Source organism: Macrococcus lamae, from assembly GCF_004359545.1.
In the GTDB taxonomy this organism is placed as follows: Bacteria; Bacillota; Bacilli; order Staphylococcales; family Staphylococcaceae; genus Macrococcus; species Macrococcus lamae.
In genome coordinates this window covers 20,299-38,470 of the sequence record NZ_SCWB01000011.1, presented here as the reverse complement: position 1 = coordinate 38,470, position 18,172 = coordinate 20,299, and the positions used below count along the sequence as shown (strand labels likewise).

The 18,172-nt window shown below is 40.4% G+C and carries 16 protein-coding genes; 10 read left to right on the top strand and 6 right to left on the bottom strand.

Going from position 1 to position 18,172, the window contains the following annotated elements; translation table 11 throughout:
- Nucleotides 1-10: 10 nt before the first annotated feature.
- From rsmG to rpmH, 6 genes are all read right to left on the bottom strand, one after another.
- Nucleotides 11-733, bottom strand: a complete 723-nt coding sequence (rsmG, locus tag ERX29_RS07095; RefSeq protein WP_133444009.1) for a 16S rRNA (guanine(527)-N(7))-methyltransferase RsmG — start codon at nucleotides 731-733, stop codon at nucleotides 11-13.
- A complete protein-coding gene (mnmG, locus tag ERX29_RS07090; RefSeq protein WP_133444008.1) occupies nucleotides 734-2,605 on the bottom strand; it encodes a tRNA uridine-5-carboxymethylaminomethyl(34) synthesis enzyme MnmG in 1,872 nt (623 codons plus the stop codon). It abuts the gene before it with no gap.
- A 12-nt stretch (nucleotides 2,606-2,617) separates the two neighbouring features.
- Complete coding sequence (gene mnmE, locus ERX29_RS07085; RefSeq protein ID WP_133444007.1) at nucleotides 2,618-3,997, bottom strand: tRNA uridine-5-carboxymethylaminomethyl(34) synthesis GTPase MnmE; 1,380 nt, start codon at nucleotides 3,995-3,997, stop codon at nucleotides 2,618-2,620.
- Between the two features lie 124 nt (nucleotides 3,998-4,121).
- Nucleotides 4,122-4,889: an RNA-binding cell elongation regulator Jag/EloR gene (gene jag, locus ERX29_RS07080; protein WP_243720005.1), complete on the bottom strand. Its 768-nt coding sequence runs from the start codon at nucleotides 4,887-4,889 to the stop codon at nucleotides 4,122-4,124.
- A 9-nt stretch (nucleotides 4,890-4,898) separates the two neighbouring features.
- The gene (gene rnpA, locus ERX29_RS07075) at nucleotides 4,899-5,246 is read right to left on the bottom strand and encodes a ribonuclease P protein component (RefSeq protein ID WP_133444005.1); all 348 of its coding nucleotides are present in this window, start codon (nucleotides 5,244-5,246) and stop codon (nucleotides 4,899-4,901) included.
- 92 nt (nucleotides 5,247-5,338) lie between these two features.
- Complete coding sequence (gene rpmH / locus ERX29_RS07070; protein ID WP_133417655.1) at nucleotides 5,339-5,476, bottom strand: 50S ribosomal protein L34; 138 nt, start codon at nucleotides 5,474-5,476, stop codon at nucleotides 5,339-5,341.
- Nucleotides 5,477-5,948: 472 nt separating this feature from the next.
- On the opposite strand from rpmH, the gene dnaA reads away from it, so the two are divergent.
- From dnaA to gyrA, 10 genes are all read left to right on the top strand, one after another.
- Entirely contained in the window at nucleotides 5,949-7,280 is a 1,332-nt protein-coding gene (gene dnaA / locus ERX29_RS07065; RefSeq protein ID WP_133444004.1) for a chromosomal replication initiator protein DnaA, read from the top strand.
- A gap of 178 nt (nucleotides 7,281-7,458) precedes the next feature.
- Nucleotides 7,459-8,592 carry a DNA polymerase III subunit beta gene (dnaN, locus tag ERX29_RS07060; protein WP_133444003.1) on the top strand — a complete coding sequence of 378 codons (1,134 nt, stop codon included), beginning with the start codon at nucleotides 7,459-7,461 and terminating at the stop codon, nucleotides 8,590-8,592.
- A gap of 100 nt (nucleotides 8,593-8,692) precedes the next feature.
- Nucleotides 8,693-9,589 carry an ABC transporter ATP-binding protein gene (locus ERX29_RS07055; RefSeq protein ID WP_133444002.1) on the top strand — a complete coding sequence of 299 codons (897 nt, stop codon included), beginning with the start codon at nucleotides 8,693-8,695 and terminating at the stop codon, nucleotides 9,587-9,589.
- The gene (locus ERX29_RS07050) at nucleotides 9,582-10,817 is read left to right on the top strand and encodes an ABC transporter permease (protein WP_133444001.1); all 1,236 of its coding nucleotides are present in this window, start codon (nucleotides 9,582-9,584) and stop codon (nucleotides 10,815-10,817) included. Before ERX29_RS07055 ends, ERX29_RS07050 begins: the two co-directional genes overlap by 8 nt.
- A gap of 109 nt (nucleotides 10,818-10,926) precedes the next feature.
- The gene (locus tag ERX29_RS07045) at nucleotides 10,927-11,631 is read left to right on the top strand and encodes a DsbA family protein (protein WP_165981094.1); all 705 of its coding nucleotides are present in this window, start codon (nucleotides 10,927-10,929) and stop codon (nucleotides 11,629-11,631) included.
- Complete coding sequence (locus ERX29_RS07040) at nucleotides 11,631-12,053, top strand: disulfide oxidoreductase (protein ID WP_133443999.1); 423 nt, start codon at nucleotides 11,631-11,633, stop codon at nucleotides 12,051-12,053. The genes ERX29_RS07045 and ERX29_RS07040 overlap by 1 nt, the downstream gene beginning before the upstream one ends.
- Before the next feature lie 238 nt (nucleotides 12,054-12,291).
- Nucleotides 12,292-12,516, top strand: coding sequence for a S4 domain-containing protein YaaA (gene yaaA, locus ERX29_RS07035; protein ID WP_133443998.1), 225 nt, complete (start codon nucleotides 12,292-12,294; stop codon nucleotides 12,514-12,516).
- Nucleotides 12,513-13,628, top strand: a complete 1,116-nt coding sequence (gene recF, locus ERX29_RS07030) for a DNA replication/repair protein RecF (RefSeq protein ID WP_133443997.1) — start codon at nucleotides 12,513-12,515, stop codon at nucleotides 13,626-13,628. The genes yaaA and recF overlap by 4 nt, the downstream gene beginning before the upstream one ends.
- Before the next feature lie 10 nt (nucleotides 13,629-13,638).
- Nucleotides 13,639-15,555, top strand: coding sequence for a DNA topoisomerase (ATP-hydrolyzing) subunit B (gene gyrB / locus ERX29_RS07025; RefSeq protein ID WP_133443996.1), 1,917 nt, complete (start codon nucleotides 13,639-13,641; stop codon nucleotides 15,553-15,555).
- A gap of 11 nt (nucleotides 15,556-15,566) precedes the next feature.
- Entirely contained in the window at nucleotides 15,567-18,158 is a 2,592-nt protein-coding gene (gene gyrA, locus ERX29_RS07020; protein ID WP_133443995.1) for a DNA gyrase subunit A, read from the top strand.
- The last annotated feature ends 14 nt before the right edge of the window (nucleotides 18,159-18,172 follow it).

Sequence of the window (18,172 nt, the reverse complement as noted above, 5' to 3'; positions counted from 1 at the left end):
TCGTATCATTTTACTTGATCAGCGGTTCTTTATTCGGTGTTCCAGGTTTTCTCGGATATTTTTTCGGTGTCTGTCTGCGTTTTTCAATATCGACAATAAAACGCGTACTTTCTTCCATCGGTAAAGTGAACTGATGATTCGCTACTATTTCGCCACCTAATATATTGACAGCGAACAATCCTTCCTCAATCTCTGTTTCACCCTGCGCGCCTTTCAATGCTAGTAAATGTCCGCCCTTTTTGACGAGAGGTAGACACAGTTCACTGAGCACTGATAGCCTGGCGACCGCTCGAGCGGTTACAACATCAAATTTTTCACGGTTATCAGAACGATTGTTACCAAATGTCTCTGCACGGTCATGTATAAAACTCACTTGTTCAAGGTTCAGCTCTGCTGCCAGATGATTGAGAAAGTTAATACGTTTGTTCAATGAATCAACAATTGTCAATTTAATATGTGGGTATAAAATTTTTATAGGGATGCTCGGAAAACCGGCGCCTGCACCGACGTCACACAGTGTGTCGACTGAATTGAAGTCGAAGTAGAAACTAGGTGTGATCGAATCAAAGAAGTGTTTTAAATAAACCTCTTCTTTAGCAGTCACTGCTGTCAAATTAATTTTCTCATTCCACTCTACTAAATTCTTATAGTAGATTGCAAACTGTTTCTGTTGTTTTTCTGTTAATTCAAACCCTTTTTGAGCTAATTCGTCAATAAATTGTTCTTCGTTCATCTAGTTCACCTTTGCGATTTTACCTTGTTCAATATAGACAAGGAGAATTGAAATATCTGCTGGGTTAACACCGGAAATACGTGATGCCTGGCCGACGCTAAGCGGTTTAACTTCTTTCAATTTCTGGCGGGCTTCTGTCGCCAGGCTATGAATAGCATCGTAATCGATGTTTTCAGGAATTTTCTTACCTTCCATCCGTTTCATTTTTTCTACCTGCTGCAAAGATTTCTGGATGTAACCTTCATATTTTGTCTGAATCTCTACTTGCTCAGCTACTTCAGAATCAACTGCAAGCTCTTCGTCCATCAATTCGATAATAGATGCATAATCCATTTCAGGGCGGCGCAGCAGATCGATTGCTAAAATGCCGTCTTTTAATGCAGTACCCCCCCGCGTTTCAATGATTGCCTGTGTTCTGTCACTCGGTTTAATACGGTAACTAGAAAGGCGGTTCATTTCCTCGGAAATAGCATCTAGTTTTAACTGGAACTTCTGGTAGCGTTCATCTGTAATCAGCCCGATAGTATGTCCGATTTCTGTCAGACGAATGTCCGCGTTATCATGACGAAGCAGCAGGCGATGTTCAGCACGGCTCGTCAGCAGACGGTATGGTTCATTCGTTCCTTTCGTTACAAGGTCATCAATTAATACGCCGATATAAGCATCTGCTCTACCTAAAATGACAGGCTCGTGATTCAGCACTTTCGCAGCTGCATTGATACCCGCCATCAGTCCTTGACCAGCAGCCTCCTCGTAGCCTGACGTTCCATTGATCTGCCCGGCTGTAAAGAGACCGTCAATTTTCTTAGTTTCAAGAGTCGGCCAGAGCTGAGTCGGTACCATCGCATCATATTCAATAGCGTATCCAGCCCGCATCATATCCGCATTTTCAAGACCCGGAATTGACTGCAGCATCTGACGCTGAACATGTTCCGGTAAGCTTGTTGAAAGACCTTGAACGTATACTTCTTTCGTATTGCGTCCTTCAGGCTCTAAGAAAATCTGATGACGTGGTTTGTCGTTAAAGCGGACAAATTTGTCCTCAATTGACGGACAGTAACGTGGACCGGTCCCTTTAATCATTCCTGAATACATCGCTGATAGATGCAGGTTTTCATCGATGACTTTATGGGTTTTATCATTTGTATACGTCAGCCAGCATGGCAGCTGATCTAAAATATATTCTGTTGTTTCATAACTGAAGGCGCGGCCGACATTATCACCCGGCTGAATTTCTGTTTTAGAATAATCGATAGTTCCTCCGTTGACGCGTGGTGGTGTCCCTGTTTTAAAACGGACAATATCAAAGCCAAGGTCCCGCAGATGATCTGCAAGTTTAATGGACGGCATCTGGTGGTTCGGACCCGATGAATATTTAATGTTTCCAAGAATGATTTCACCACGTAGGAATGTTCCTGTAGTGAGCACGACTGCATCGGCATAATATGTCGTACCAATCACTGTTTCTACGCCTTTCACTTTATTATCTTCAATGATCAGACGTTCAACCATTCCCTGCATAATATCAAGGTTAGGGGTGTTTTCAATAACTTCCTTCATTTCCTGCTGATAAAGCACTTTGTCAGCCTGAGCACGCAGCGCGCGTACAGCAGGACCTTTACCAGTATTCAGCATACGCATTTGAATATGCGTTTTATCGATAGTTTTAGCCATCTGACCGCCTAAAGCATCTATTTCCCGGACGACGATTCCTTTTGCCGGACCTCCGACAGACGGGTTACACGGCATAAATGCGACTGAATCAAGACTGATAGTCAGCATAAGTGTCTTTGCACCTTTGCGGGCAGAAGCAAGTCCTGCTTCTACACCAGCATGACCGGCACCGACGACGATTACATCATATTGTTCCAATTTATTTCCTCCTTATTTACCGAGACAGAACTGACTGAATAACTGATCAATCAAGCTGTCTGATACTTCTTCTCCGATAACTTCTCCGAGTAATTCCCAAGTTCTGATTAGGTCTATTTGAACGATATCAATAGGAACGCCTGACTCTGCAGCGATCATTGCATCGTTAATGGTTTGTTTTGCCTGTTTCAAGAGACTGATGTGTCTTGCATTTGAGACATAGGTCATGTCTTGAGCCGCAACTTCCCCTTGGAAGAACATTCTGCTGATTTCCTCTTCCAATGCGTCAATACCGCTCTGTGATAACATCGATGTCTGAACTATCGGTACATTGCCCACCATCTGTTTGACTTCTTCCAGATTCAGCTGCTGCTCGAGGTCTGTTTTATTGATAATGACAATAACGTCTTCATTATTGATGACTTCAGCCAGCTGATAATCGCTCTCTGAGAGTGGTTCATTGTAATTCAGAACGTATAATATTAAGTCTGCTTTCTTCAGTGCTTCACGACTGCGCTCCACACCAATTTTTTCGACGATATCTTCTGTCTCGCGAATACCTGCTGTATCTACAAGTCTTAGCGGTACGCCGCGAACATTCACGTACTCTTCCAGCAGGTCTCTTGTCGTCCCAGCGACTTCTGTCACTATAGCTTTATTGTCCTGAATTAAGTTGTTCAGCATAGAACTCTTACCGACATTAGGTTTACCGATAATGACTGTTGACAGGCCTTCACGGAGTATTTTTCCTTGAGCGCCTGTTGCCAGCAGTCTGTCAATTGCTGAATCAATTTTTTTTGCTTCACTGAGCAGAAACTGAGTCGTCGCTTCTTCTACATCATCATACTCAGGATAATCGATATTAACTTCAACCTGTGCCAAAATTTCAAGAATTGATTGGCGCAATCCTTTAATCATTGTCGATAGGCGGCCTTCTATTTGATTCATCGCCACTTTACTTGCCCGGTCTGTTTTAGAACGGATGAAGTCCATAATTCCTTCTGCCTGCGATAAGTCGATGCGTCCATTTAAAAAAGCTCGTTTTGTAAATTCTCCAGGCTCTGCCAGACGCCCACCATTTGACAATGTGAGTTCAAGGATTCGATTGACCGTCATTATTCCTCCGTGACAGTTAATCTCAACGATATCCTCACGCGTAAATGTTTTCGGTGCACGCATAACAGCTACCATCACTTCTTCTATTATGTCAGAAGATACTGGATCAACGATATGGCCGTAATTTATCGTATGGCTTTGAACATCCGAGAGTGCCGTTTTTCCTTTATATATGCGGTCAGCAATCGTCACAGCTTCCGGACCTGATAATCTGACGATAGCTATAGCTCCTTCACCCATCGGTGTCGATATGCTCGAAATCGTATCAAACTCCATAGTATCTCCTCCATAATAGTCATTTGTTGATTGTAGAACGAACTGATAAAAATTAAAATGAATATGCTTTAAATAAACAGATTAACTCTAAAAACAAAAGTTTTTAGAGTTAATTCATTAATCGTTATTTAGCTTTAATGACTAAATATCTATTAGGTTCTCTTCCTTCTGAATACGTCTCTATATCTTTCATTTCAGCAAGTATTTGATGCATGATTTTCCGTTCATAGCTCGGCATTGGTTCAAATTTAACGGGTTGTTTCGTCACTTTAGCTTTTTTTGACATGTTCAGTGCCAGTTTCTGCAGTGTCTCTTTCCTTTTAAATCTGTAATTTTCAATATCGAGTGTGACGATGATGAAGCTTTTCTGAATATGCTGGAAGTAAGTTTGTGCGAATACTTGCAAGGCATTTAATGTTTGTCCGCGTTTTCCGATAATTCGAGCAGCATCCGCTGAAAATAATTCAATCGTTATTTTATTACCGTTTATAAGACATTCAGATGTAACGTCAATATTCATCGCTTTAATAATATCTTTGATATAATCCGCTGTCTTTTCAGCGTTTTCAGCTAATGTGTCGCGAGCATCTGTTGAAAACTGCTCTTCCCGCTGTTCAAAATCGCTCGCTTCTTCTCGTTGAGCCGGCTGAGAGTGTTCTTTTAGCAAAGTGTCCTGCTTCAATTCATCAAGTGACTTTAATTTCTTCAGTTCAGGGTCGATAATAATGAGATTCACTTCTGCATCGCTCTGACCGAATCCGAGCAGCCCTTTTTTACCTGGCTTGATGACCTCTATTTTAACTTGGTTTTCTGTAACAAACATGTCACTTAAACCAAGCTGAACCGCTTCTTCCACTGTTCTGCCTGTGAACGTCTTCTGCAGCACAAACATAGCCTCCTTCTACTTAATTCGTTTATTGTATCCTTTAGCGATTTTCATGACATGTTCAAGACTGCTGTTGATCTCTTCTACAGACATCTCACTAGCCGGTTTTCTGGCGATGACAATAAAATCTGCTGCAACAATATCTGCCTTATGTTTATTAAAACTCTCACGGATAGAACGTTTTATACGATTTCTAACGACAGCATTTCCTAACTTTTTGGAGACTGATATGCCTAGTCTGAAATGTTCATGCTTATGAGCATCGTAACGATAGACAATAAATTGACGATTGGCTACAGATCTGCCACTCTTATAGATTGTCTGAAAGTCTTCATTCTTTTTGATCCGATAATTCTTTTCCACTACCTTCACTCATTTCCAGGCTCGCATTTTATACAATTATACTAGATGAGACCCTCGTTTTAAACAAAAAAAAGACCACTGCGAGAGTGATCTTAAGCTGATAATACTTTTCTGCCTTTACGACGACGACGTGCAAGAACTCTACGTCCGTTTTTAGTGCTCATACGTGCACGGAAACCGTGAACTTTACTATGTTTACGTTTATTTGGTTGATAAGTACGTTTTACCACTTAGGACACCTCCTATTAATCTATTCATCTATATTTCACTTTGTATGTGATTGACAATAACTACTGAAGTATAACAAATTACATAAGTCATTGCAACTACCAAAAAGGTCATATGTCACAAAAGAGTTATACACTTATCCACAGTTATTTAAAATTGTTTTGTGGATAATTAGGAATTAATTTTTAGATACTCACAATTATTCTTATCGTTACTCACAAATCCACATATTTGTATAAAAAAGCATGTGCGTAATGATAACTTTGTGGATAACTCTATAAATGTATTGATATTATCATATTTATTTGATAATATTTTGTTATATTTCGTGTGAAAAACTATAAACCTTTATTTAATTATCCACATGATGTTAATAATATGTGGATAATTATTCACACCTTGTGCTTAAGATTATACACAAAGTGGGTAAATGTGTATAACTTCTGAAAAAATATTATAAGAAAGAGGCACACTATGAGTGGAATCGATTCAATCTGGAAAAAGGTCCTGGAAAATCTTGAGAAGAAACTATCTACGCCGAGTTATGAAACATGGTTCAATCATACATCGATCAGTCTGCTGAATAATAGTCAGGTCATCATTGAAGCACCGACTGCTTTTCATGCCAGCTGGCTGAACAAAAATTATATTACTATTATTCAAGATACAATTGAGGAAACTATCGGAGAAACACTTGAAGTAAAAATTGTTTCTGGAGAAGACACCATTGCAGAGGATATTAAACCTGAACTCGTTAACAACCGTAAAGAACAGGAAGTTATGCCTAGTCAACTAAACATCGATAATACATTTGATACATTTGTTATCGGCAGCGGCAACCGCTTCAGCCATGCAGCATCTTTAGCTGTCGCAGAAGCACCTGCTAAAGCTTATAATCCCCTATTCATCTATGGTGGTGTCGGACTTGGTAAAACTCATTTAATGCATGCAATCGGTCATTACGTAATGGAACATAAAGAAAATGCTAAAGTCGTCTATACATCGAGTGAAAAATTCACAAATGAATTCATCAACTCTATTAAAGACAATAAAACCGAGGAATTCAGATCAAAATATCGAAATGTCGATGTACTGCTGATAGATGATATTCAGTTCCTTGCAGGCAAAGAGTCAACGCAGGAAGAATTTTTCCATACATTCAATGAACTTCATCAGAACAACAAACAGATTGTCATCTCCAGTGACCGTGCGCCTAAAGAAATTCCGACGCTTGAAGACCGTTTGCGTTCACGCTTTGAATGGGGTCTCATTACAGACGTAACGCCACCTGACCTGGAGACAAGAATTGCTATTCTACGTAAGAAATCGGAAGAAGAGAACATAGAAATTCCTAACGAAGCTATGCTCTATATCGCAAGTCAGATTCAATCCAATATTCGTGAGCTGGAAGGAGCACTGACACGTGTCACTGCATATTCCAGATTGGTTAAACGTGAATTGACTCCTGACCTTGTTGCAGAAGCATTGAAGGATATCATTTCTACAAACAAACCTAAAAAAATCAGTATCCAGGATATCCAGACGATTGTCGGCTCGTTCTATAATGTAAGAATGGAAGATTTCACAGCTAAAAAACGTACAAAATCTATTGCTTTTCCAAGACAGATTGCTATGTATCTTGCGCGTGAGCTGACTGATTATTCTCTGCCTAAAATCGGCGAGGAATTCGGCGGCCGAGATCATACAACAGTCATTCATGCACATGAAAAAATTAAAACTCAGATTGAACATGATGCTGCACTGAAAAAAGAGATAGAAAATCTGGAAAAAGAGATTACCGGTTAGTTGTGGATAATGTGAATGAAGAGTCATAAGTTACAAACAACTTATACACATGTGGATATCTTTAGTATCATACGCTTAACTCAGTTATCCACCTATTCACAGCCCCTATTACTATTACTACGAATTTAAAAGATATAATATAATATATATAAAACGACGATAAGGAGTTTTTCCTACTATGAAATTTACTATCCAAAGAGATTATTTCATTACACAGTTAAATGATACGTTAAAAGCGATTTCGCCTAGAACAACACTACCTATTCTGACAGGTATCAAAATCGATGCTTCTGATAATAAACTGGTACTAACAGGTTCAGATTCAGAAGTTTCTATCGAGATTACAATTCCAGCAGAAATTAACCATGAAGAAATTGTGACTATCGAAGAAAAAGGATCTATCGTACTACCCGGTCGTTTCTTTGTTGATATCATCAAAAAGCTTCCTGCTGCATCAGTAATCATCGAAACGAACAGTCAGTTCCAGGCTAAAATCACCTCAGGACAGTCAGAGTTCAATGTCTCAGGCCTTGACCCGGATCAATATCCGCTGCTTCCGCAAGTATCTGAACAGGACTCGATGACGTTGCCTATCAAAGTATTGAAAAATGTGATCAGACAGACAAACTTTGCAGTGTCCACCTCAGAAACACGTCCAGTGTTAACTGGTGTTAACTGGCTGATTAAAGACGGAGAACTTAGCTGTACTGCAACAGATTCACATAGACTTGCACTACGTCGACTAAAGCTTGAAAATGCTTCTGTGGATAACATTAATGCAATTATTCCAGGTAAAGCTTTGAATGAACTTAATAAAATCATTAATGACGACGATGAAACGATTGAAATTTTCTTTGCAGCAAACCAAGTGCTTTTTAAAGTAGGACATATTAACTTCATCTCAAGACTACTTGAAGGAAACTATCCAGACACTTCACGTCTGTTCCCTGAAAGCTACGAAACCTCACTTGCAATCGATAACGGAGATTTCTTCCATGCGATTGACCGTGCTTCTTTGCTTGCTCGTGAAGGAGGCAACAACGTCATTAAGCTGTCAGCTGATCAAAACCAGGTCGAGCTGTCTTCTACATCTCCGGAAATTGGTACTGTTAAAGAGGATGTGGCAACTTCAAGATTTGAAGGTCAGGGGCTGAAAATTTCATTCAACTCAAAATACATGATGGATGCATTACGAGCAATTGATAACGATGAAGTATCTGTTGAGTTCTTCGGGACGATGCGACCGTTTATTCTTAAGCCGAAAGATGATGAAAATGTCATCCAGCTGATTCTACCAATCAGAACTTATTAAATAACCGTAAATGACGAATTTCAGAGATGAAATTCGTCTTTTTTTGTTTTGTAAGTTTCATCCATTATTGCTAACATGAAGAAGAAAGGGAGGCTGATTTATGCTGGATTTGCAAAATGTGACGAAACAGTTTGGAACGTTTACTGCAGTTGATAATTTAAATATCCAGGTTCCTGAACATGAAATGCTAGGTTTTTTAGGCGGAAATGGCGCGGGCAAGACTACGACTTTCCGTATGATTCTAGGTCTCCTTGAAAAGACCTCTGGATCAATTACCTATAATGGCAAGCCGATTAACTATAGTGTGACTGACCATATCGGCTATTTACCGGAGGAACGTGGATTGAACCCAAAGTTAAAAGTTTCAGAACAGATTAATTATCTTGGACAGTTAAAAGGGATGAAACGCGCAGAAGTATTACGGGAACTTAAATACTGGCTTGATAGATTCGAAGTGCCGGAAAATATGAATAAGAAGATTGAATCATTATCTAAAGGAAATCAGCAGAAAATCCAGCTGATCGGTGCCATTATCCACCGACCGAAATTACTCATTCTGGATGAGCCTTTTAGCGGATTAGACCCAGTCAATGTAGAACTGCTGAAAGCTTCAGTCAAGGAAATGAATGACAATGGCACCACTATTGTCTTCAGTTCACATCGTATGGAACATGTTGAAGAGATGTGTGACCGTGTCTGTATACTCGATAAAGGTAAAACCGTAGTATCAGGAAATATCAAACAGGTAAAACAGGATTTCGGCAGAAAAGAGATTATCATTGCCGGTGATCACGATTTCAGTAGTCTAAAAGAAATTTCAGGAGTACTTGACTTCAAACAGAACCGGAATGATGTCCGTCTGACAATCAATGATCAGGCAGTAGCACCGCATGTCTTTGAAGCAGTGAAACAATTGGGTTATGTTTCAAGATTTGAAGTAGCGGAACCGTCGCTGAATGATATCTTTATTGCAAAGGTGGGACGTCGTCATGAATAAATTTCTTCCGACATTCTGGCTGACTTACTGGAAAAAAGTATCAAGCCGTTCATTTCTTTTCATCACCATACTGTTGATGTGTGTACTGCTCGCACTCAGCAATATTGATAAAATCATTGATTTTTTCGACCACAGTGAGAATGAAATTACTGTGATATCAAGTGACAATACACAGTTGCAGGAGACATTTCTAAAAGCTTACCAGCAGACTGATAAAAATCTGAATTTAAAGAAATCATCGTATACGGCCGGAAAAAAAGGTGTCGAGGATGATAAATATCAACGTCTGATTCATCTGACTGAAGCGGGAGACATGTTAAAAGCAGATGTGCTGACAAAAAAAGCTGCTGGGGAGAACGATTTGTCATCTATCCAGTCCACGCTGTCCGCCTTGCAGAGCAGCCGGGCAGCTCAGTCTCTTGACTTATCACCAGCAGATGTCAGCAAGCTGAATGCACAGGCTGATGTAGAAAACAAAGTGCTGTCTGAGCATAACAATACATCGCTCAGTGACGACGCCAAAGCATTGAATACAGCTGTCGTCTATATCGGTGTTTTTCTTGTGTTCTTTATCACTATTAATTACGGTTCCCAGGCTGCTACTGATATTGCGATGGAGAAATCGTCCCGCGTTATTGAGATGATTGTAACAAGCGTCTCACCTGTCAATCACATTCTGGCAAAGATTGCTGCAATTATCGCTGTTGCGCTTACTCAGATCGTTATACTGGCGCTGACCATTTTAGCATGTCTGTATTTATTTGATTTAAAGGGTGTTCTTACTGATATGGGACTTAAGTTCACAGGAGAAACGACACGCGTAATTATTTATGCCGTGATTTTCATGCTGCTTGGCCTGTTGATCAATATCAGTTTATCTGCCATTGTCGGTGCATTGACTAACAGAGTGGAAGATATTGGTCAGGCAATGATGCCGATTACCTTTCTTAATATAGCCGCATTTTATATTACAATTTTCAGTATGACGAATCCTGATACGATGCTTGTCAAAATTACAAGCTATATTCCGTTTTTCACACCAATGGTCATGCTGCTGCGTACATTATCCACTGAAACAAATGACGTACAGATCATCATCGGTATCATCATATGTATCATCACTGTCATTCTACTTCTTATGCTTGCAGCACGTGTCTATAAAGGTAGTGTTTTCAGCTATGGTAAAGGACTCATTAAAAACTTCAGACAGGCGTTACAAATGAAATAGCATTGTCACAGAATAGTAATGATTAAATAGTGGTTAAATGGGTCAAGATAGTATAAAATTTATACTATCTTGATTTTATATCAAAGTCATTACTAGTAAGGAGAAAATGATGAAAAATAGAGGAAGTATGATTTTCGCGATGGTTCTCGCCCTTGTTGTTATCGCAGCCATTGCTTTAATGGTCGTGTTTAACAAGAAAGATGTTAAGACGGACGATACTGCTGCTACTACAAATAAAGATGTTGAAACCAGTACAGATTACAGTAAGATTGATGTAACAGGTCAGCCGATGCTCGGTGATAAAGATGCTCCTGTTACGCTTATCGAGTTCGGTGACTATAAATGTCCTGCCTGTAAATACTTCGATATGGAAATACAGCCGAAACTTGTAGATAAATATATTAAAAATGGTGACCTGAAGATGTATTTTATTAATACACCATTTCACGGGGAAGAATCTCTGACAGGAGCACATGCTGCTGAAGCGGTACTAAAAAATGAACCAAAGAAATACTGGGATTTTCACAATGCATTATTTGAAGCACAGCCAAACGACAATCACTCGACTACAGATGAATGGCTGACAACTGATGTCGTAAAAAACGCAGCTGAAAAAGCAGGTGTGAAAGATGTTGACAAAATAGTTAAAGCTGCTGAAGATAAAACAGAAACAGCAGCAGTAGACGAAGATGTGACATTAAATCAGAAATATATGATTAGTCAGACACCGACAGTTATTATTAACGGTCAATTATTAAGTGATCCGCTTAAGCTTGAGTCAATTGAAAAAGCGATAGAGGATGCAAAGAAATAATGGCACGCAATAATAAACTGTTCTTTATTGCCTGGGTAATAGCCATTATTGCAATGCTTGGCAGTCTGTATTTCTCAGAGATTAAACACTTTGTACCTTGTGAAATGTGCTGGTATCAGCGCATATTAATGTATCCGTTAGTTGTCATTCTCGGATTTGCTGCGCTGAATGAATTTTATCCGTTTAAATATTTAGCATTAACATTTTCAGTCATTGGTCTCGGTTTTTCAATTTATCATTACATGGAGCAGAAAATACCGGGTTTTTCTTCTATGAAAGCTTGCGTCGGAGGTGTACCATGTAATACTGAATACATCAACTGGGCAGGATTCATTACCATTCCGTTCCTTGCAGGAACAGCATTTCTTATGATCACAATTTTAATGCTTTTTGTAAAAAAACCAGTGAACTTAATAGATTAATAAAAAGGCTAGGACAAAAGTCTAAGTTTCTTTGAAAATGAAATGCAGCTCCTCCGGGAAAGCATGATGTGAAGTATTTTTGAAGAGTGACTTTTAATGTCCTGGTCTTTTTTATTGATACCGTCACAGAAAAGCTATTTATAGTCATAAAGTGTCTTTTTTGGCTCAAAAACATGCTTTTTTAGGCGAAAAAAGGTATAATTAAATGATGACTGAGACGGATAGGAGTGAACCTGAGATGGTAAAGACAGTACAGTTTGACAATGAAATTACACTCGGACAGTTTCTTAAAGCTGAAGGGATTATAGGTACTGGTGGCCAGGCGAAATGGTATTTACAGGATAGTCCTGTGCTGTTGAACGGCGAGGAAGAAGCACGGCGTGGAAAGAAGCTGCATCAGGACGATATTCTTGAAATTGAAAGGGAAGGTAAGTTCAAGATTTCTTATCCTTCTGTTCGATGAAGCTTAAGTTTTTAAAGCTTACACAGTACCGAAATTATGAACATATCACATTATCATTTCATGACGAAGTGAATGTTCTCATCGGTGCGAATGCTCAAGGTAAGACTAATTTGCTTGAAGCAATTTATTGTCTCGCGCTTGCTAAAAGTCATCGCGCTAATCATGATAAAGAACTCATTAAATGGGATGCAGATTTTGCGTTGATTGAAGGTGAACTCGAATATAAATATGGCGTCATGCCACTTTCACTGCAAATATCATCGAAGGGTAAAAAAGCGAAGGCCAATCATCTGGAGCAAGGCAAGTTAACCCAGTATATCGGTCATATGAACGTCGTACTTTTCGCGCCCGAAGATTTAAACCTTGTTAAAGGCAGCCCGCAGATCAGACGTCGTTTTATTGATATAGAAATCGGTCAGATTTCAGCTGTCTACCTCAATGACTTATCTAATTTCCAGCGTATATTAAAACAGAAAAATCATTATTTGAAGCAGTTAAGGCTCAATCCGCAAGGTGACCGTACAATGCTTGAAGTATTAAATCAGCAGTTCAGCGAATTTGCTGCAAAACTTACGATGCGTCGACATCAGTTCATCAGCCAGCTGGAAGAGAAGGCAGTTGAAATTCACAGTGGTATTACTAAAAATGAAGAAGTGCTGAATATTCATTACCAATCCAGCCTGCAGCGGGAAGATACTCTGGATGCATTGACAGAGGCGACTTATCTGAGATTGTCTGAATCTATGGATAAGGAGATTGAACGTATGGCAAGTCTGTATGGACCTCATCGCGATGATTTAACATTCTCTATCAATGGCATCGATGTTCAGACATATGGCTCACAAGGGCAGCAGCGAACAACAGCATTGTCACTTAAACTCGCTGAAATAGAACTGATTAACGAAGAGGTAGGAGAATATCCTATCCTTCTGCTGGACGATGTGCTCAGCGAACTGGACGATACAAGGCAGACACATCTCCTTTCGACAATTCAACATAAAGTACAGACATTTGTGACGACGACTTCTGTCGAAGGAATAGAACATGAAACTATCGATCAGGCGAAACTGTTCTACGTCGATCACGGGCATATTCAAACTAATAAAGAGTAGGTGACCATCTTTGGAAAACAATTTAGAACTTTATGGAGCGGATCAGATACAAGTACTTGAAGGACTTGAAGCGGTACGTAAACGTCCTGGTATGTATATCGGTTCCACTGCATCAAAAGGTTTGCATCATCTTGTATGGGAGATCGTTGATAATAGTATTGACGAAGCGCTGGCAGGATTTGCAGATCATATCAAAGTCATCATTGAAAAAGACAACTGGATTAAAGTGACCGATAATGGACGTGGAATTCCTGTTGATATGCATGAAAAAATGGGACGTCCTGCTGTAGAAGTCATTTTAACAGTCCTTCATGCCGGCGGTAAATTCGGCGGCGGCGGATATAAAGTGTCCGGTGGTCTTCACGGCGTAGGATCTTCAGTTGTTAATGCCTTATCTTCTACACTGGAAGTTTATGTCCATAAAGACGGTAAAATTCATCATCAGACTTATCATCAAGGAACGCCTGCTTTTGACTTGAAAGTCATTGGTGATACAGAACACACTGGCACGACGATCCGTTTTAAAGCAGATGAAGAAATTTTCACGGAAACGACTGAATATGAATATGAGATACTTCAAAAACGTATTAGAGAGCTTGCTTTCCTGAATAAAGGCATTCGTATAGAAATCGTTGATGAACGTGACGAAGATAACATCATCAGTGATGATTATTTTTATGAAGGCGGTATTAAATCATACGTCGAACTGCTGAATAAATCGAAGGAAGTGCTATTCCCTGAACCGATTTATATTCATGCATCCCGCACTGACGTAGAAGTGGAGATTTCCATTCAGTACAACACAGGTTATGCAACTAACCTTTTATCATATGCCAATAACATTCATACATATGAAGGTGGAACGCATGAGGATGGATTTAAGCGCGCATTGACACGAGTGATCAATAACTATGCAACTAAAAATAAACTGATCAAAGAGAATGAAGAAAAATTAATCGGTGAAGATGTACGTGAAGGTATGGTCGCAGTCGTTTCTATCAAGCACGGTGAGCCTCAGTTTGAAGGACAGACAAAGACGAAGCTCGGGAATACTGAAGTCCGTCAAATCACGGATAACTTGTTCTCAGAACACTTTGAACGCTTCCTGTATGAAAATCCACAAGTCGCTAGAATTATTGTCGATAAAGGAATTATGGCATCACGTGCACGTCTTGCTGCAAAAAAAGCAAGAGAAGTAACACGCCGTAAAACAGCGCTTGACGTTGCGAGCCTTCCAGGTAAACTTGCAGACTGTTCAAGTAAATCGCCGGAAGACAGCGAACTGTATATTGTAGAGGGTGACTCAGCGGGTGGTTCAGCGAAGTCAGGACGTGACTCAAAAACACAAGCTATCCTTCCACTGCGCGGTAAAATTCTGAACGTCGAGAAAGCGCGCCTTGATAAAATTCTTGGAAACAACGAAGTCCGGGCAATGATTACAGCGATGGGAACTGGTATCGGCGGTGAATTTGACATATCAAAAGCACGTTACCATAAAATTGTCATTATGACCGATGCAGATGTCGATGGTGCACACATCCGTGCCCTGCTGTTAACATTCTTCTACCGGTTTATGCGTCCGCTGATTGAGGCAGGCTATATTTATATTGCCCAGCCGCCGTTATATAAAGTAGAACAAAGCAAGAAAGTTTATTACGTCTATAATGATCGTGAACTCGATCGATTGCGAACAGAACTCAGCCCGACACCAAAGATTCAGCTGTCCCGTTATAAAGGTCTCGGCGAGATGAATGCGGATCAATTATGGGAAACAACAATGAATCCTGAAAACAGAAGCATGCTGCAGGTAACCTTGACAGATGCGATTGAAGCAGATGAAACTTTTGAGATGCTGATGGGGGATGTCGTAGAACATCGTCGTCAGTTTATCGAGGAGAATGCTGAATACGCAACATTAGATGTATAGGAGGCGCCTTGATGGCAGAAAATATTGAACGTTTAAAAGATAGAAATATCAGTACGGAAATGCGTGAATCGTTCCTTGATTATGCAATGAGTGTTATCGTATCACGTGCGCTTCCGGATGTCAGAGATGGCATGAAGCCGGTTCACCGTCGTATTTTATATGGCATGAACGACCAAGGGATGACTTCAGATAAGCCGTACAAGAAGTCAGCACGTATCGTCGGGGATGTCATGGGTAAATATCACCCGCACGGCGATTCTTCCATTTACGAAGCGATGGTACGTATGGCACAGGACTTCAGTTACCGTTATCCGTTAGTGGATGGTCAAGGGAACTTCGGTTCAATGGACGGTGACGGAGCGGCTGCCATGCGTTATACGGAAGCACGTATGTCGAAAATTGCAATGGAGTTAATGCGTGACATCAATAAAGATACGATCGACTTTGTTGATAACTATGATGGCAATGAACGTGAACCGGCAGTTCTACCTGCGCGTTTTCCTAATCTGCTCGTCAATGGGGCATCAGGAATCGCTGTAGGGATGGCGACGAACATTCCGCCGCACAACTTGAACGAAGTCATTGATGGTGTACTGGCACTGAGTCATAACCCTGATATTACTGTATCCGAACTCATGGATCATATTCATGGTCCTGACTTTCCGACTGCGGGATTGATATTAGGACGCAGTGGCATCCGTCGCGCTTATGAAACAGGCCGCGGTTCTGTCATGATGCGTGCTAAAACGATTATCGAAACGCGTCCAAACGGTAAAGAAACGATTATTGTCACAGAGATTCCTTATCAGGTCAACAAAGCGAAACTTGTAGAGAAGATTGCTGAACTCGCTCGTGATAAGAAAGTAGATGGTATTACAGATTTAAGAGATGAGACAAGTCTGAAAGAAGGCGTGCGTATCGTTATTGATGTGCGCCGGGATGCCAATGCTAATGTTCTCTTAAATAACTTGTACAAATTGACACCACTGCAGACATCGTTTGGTATGAACATGCTGTCGCTTGTAGATGGTAAGCCTAAAGTACTTAACTTAAAACAGATGGTTTATTACTACCTTGAGCATCAGAAAGTAGTGATTCGTCGACGTACGGCATATAACCTCAAGAAAGCAGAAGACCGTGCCCATCTGTTGGAAGGTCTACGTATCGCACTTGACCATATCGATGAAATCATTGCATTGATTCGTTCATCCGAAACGGATCAGCAGGCTATGGAAAGCTTACAGACTAAATTCAGCTTATCTGAACGTCAGGCACAGGCAATTATGGATATGCGTCTCCGTCGTCTGACAGGACTTGAACGCGATAAGATTGAAGCGGAATATCAGGAACTGCTTGCTTATATCGGTGAACTGAAAGCCATTCTTGCTGACGAAGAGAAAATTCTTGATATTATCCGCGAGGAACTTACAGAAATCAAAGAACGTTTTGGCGATTTCAGACGTACTGAAATTACAGTGGGTGGATTTGATCACCTGGAAGATGAAGATTTAATTCCTGAAGATCACATTGTCATTACATTAAGTCACAATAACTACATTAAGCGTCTTCCGGTATCGACATACCGTGCACAGCATCGTGGAGGACGTGGTGTTCAGGGAATGAATACAATCGAAGATGACTTTGTGAGTCAGATTGTAACGACTTCAACACATGATCATGTTCTGTTCTTTACGAATAAAGGGCGCGTGTACAAACTGAAAGGTTATGAAATACCTGAGCTGTCACGCCAGTCTAAAGGTATTCCAATCGTCAACGCCCTGTCTCTTGAAAAAGATGAGACCATCAGTACGATGATTGCAGTGAAAAATCTGGAACGTGAAGATGCCTTTATTATTTTTGCGACTAAAAAAGGTCTGATTAAGCGCTCAAGCTTGTCTAACTTTGCTCGTATCAATAAGAACGGTAAAATCGCAATCAGTTTCAGAGAAGATGACGAATTGATTGCAGTCCGGCTGACGGATGGCACAAAACAGCTGATTATTGGTACAAAGAATGCTTCTCTGATTCGTTTTGAGGAAAGTACACTACGGCCGCTCGGTCGTACAGCGACAGGAGTGAAAGGTATTTCTCTCCGTGAAGGCGATGAAGTGATCGGACTGGATGTCATCAATTCAAATGATGAGCATGAAGTACTCATAGTCACTGAAAAAGGATACGGTAAGCGGACGAAAGAAAGCGACTACCGCATTTCAAACCGTGGCGGTAAAGGAATCAAGACGGCGACTATTACTGAGAAAAATGGTAAGTTGGTCTATATTTCTACAGTGACTGGCGCTGAAGATCTGATGATTGTCACAAACCAAGGAGTGATCATTCGCCTTGATGTCAATGACATTTCGCAGAACGGCCGCGGAGCACAAGGTGTCAAATTGATTCGTTTAACAGAAGGACAGCATGTAGCAACTGTTGCGAAAGTCGACAAAGATTCTGTTGAAGATGAATTGCCGGACGAGGAAGTTATCGAGTCGGAAGATGGCCATTTAGTTGGAACAGTTGATACAGTGGATGAGACAGAAGATGAAGACATCTTTGAAGATAGTGAAGATGTTGAAACGATGGATCATTTAAAAGAAGACGAGTAATTTTTCATGAAATA

Excerpts from the sequence above, each read along its gene's own strand:
- rsmG (WP_133444009.1), bottom strand. The coding sequence starts at position 733 with ATGAACGAAGAACAATTTATTGACGAATTAGCTCAAAAAGGGTTTGAA.
- mnmE (WP_133444007.1), bottom strand. The coding sequence starts at position 3,997 with ATGGAGTTTGATACGATTTCGAGCATATCGACACCGATGGGTGAAGGA.
- jag (WP_243720005.1), bottom strand. The coding sequence starts at position 4,889 with ATGTTTGTGCTGCAGAAGACGTTCACAGGCAGAACAGTGGAAGAAGCG.
- dnaA (WP_133444004.1), top strand. The coding sequence starts at position 5,949 with ATGAGTGGAATCGATTCAATCTGGAAAAAGGTCCTGGAAAATCTTGAG.
- dnaN (WP_133444003.1), top strand. The coding sequence starts at position 7,459 with ATGAAATTTACTATCCAAAGAGATTATTTCATTACACAGTTAAATGAT.
- ERX29_RS07055 (WP_133444002.1), top strand. The coding sequence starts at position 8,693 with ATGCTGGATTTGCAAAATGTGACGAAACAGTTTGGAACGTTTACTGCA.
- ERX29_RS07050 (WP_133444001.1), top strand. The coding sequence starts at position 9,582 with ATGAATAAATTTCTTCCGACATTCTGGCTGACTTACTGGAAAAAAGTA.
- ERX29_RS07045 (WP_165981094.1), top strand. The coding sequence starts at position 10,927 with ATGAAAAATAGAGGAAGTATGATTTTCGCGATGGTTCTCGCCCTTGTT.
- ERX29_RS07040 (WP_133443999.1), top strand. The coding sequence starts at position 11,631 with ATGGCACGCAATAATAAACTGTTCTTTATTGCCTGGGTAATAGCCATT.
- yaaA (WP_133443998.1), top strand. The coding sequence starts at position 12,292 with ATGGTAAAGACAGTACAGTTTGACAATGAAATTACACTCGGACAGTTT.
- recF (WP_133443997.1), top strand. The coding sequence starts at position 12,513 with ATGAAGCTTAAGTTTTTAAAGCTTACACAGTACCGAAATTATGAACAT.
- gyrA (WP_133443995.1), top strand. The coding sequence starts at position 15,567 with ATGGCAGAAAATATTGAACGTTTAAAAGATAGAAATATCAGTACGGAA.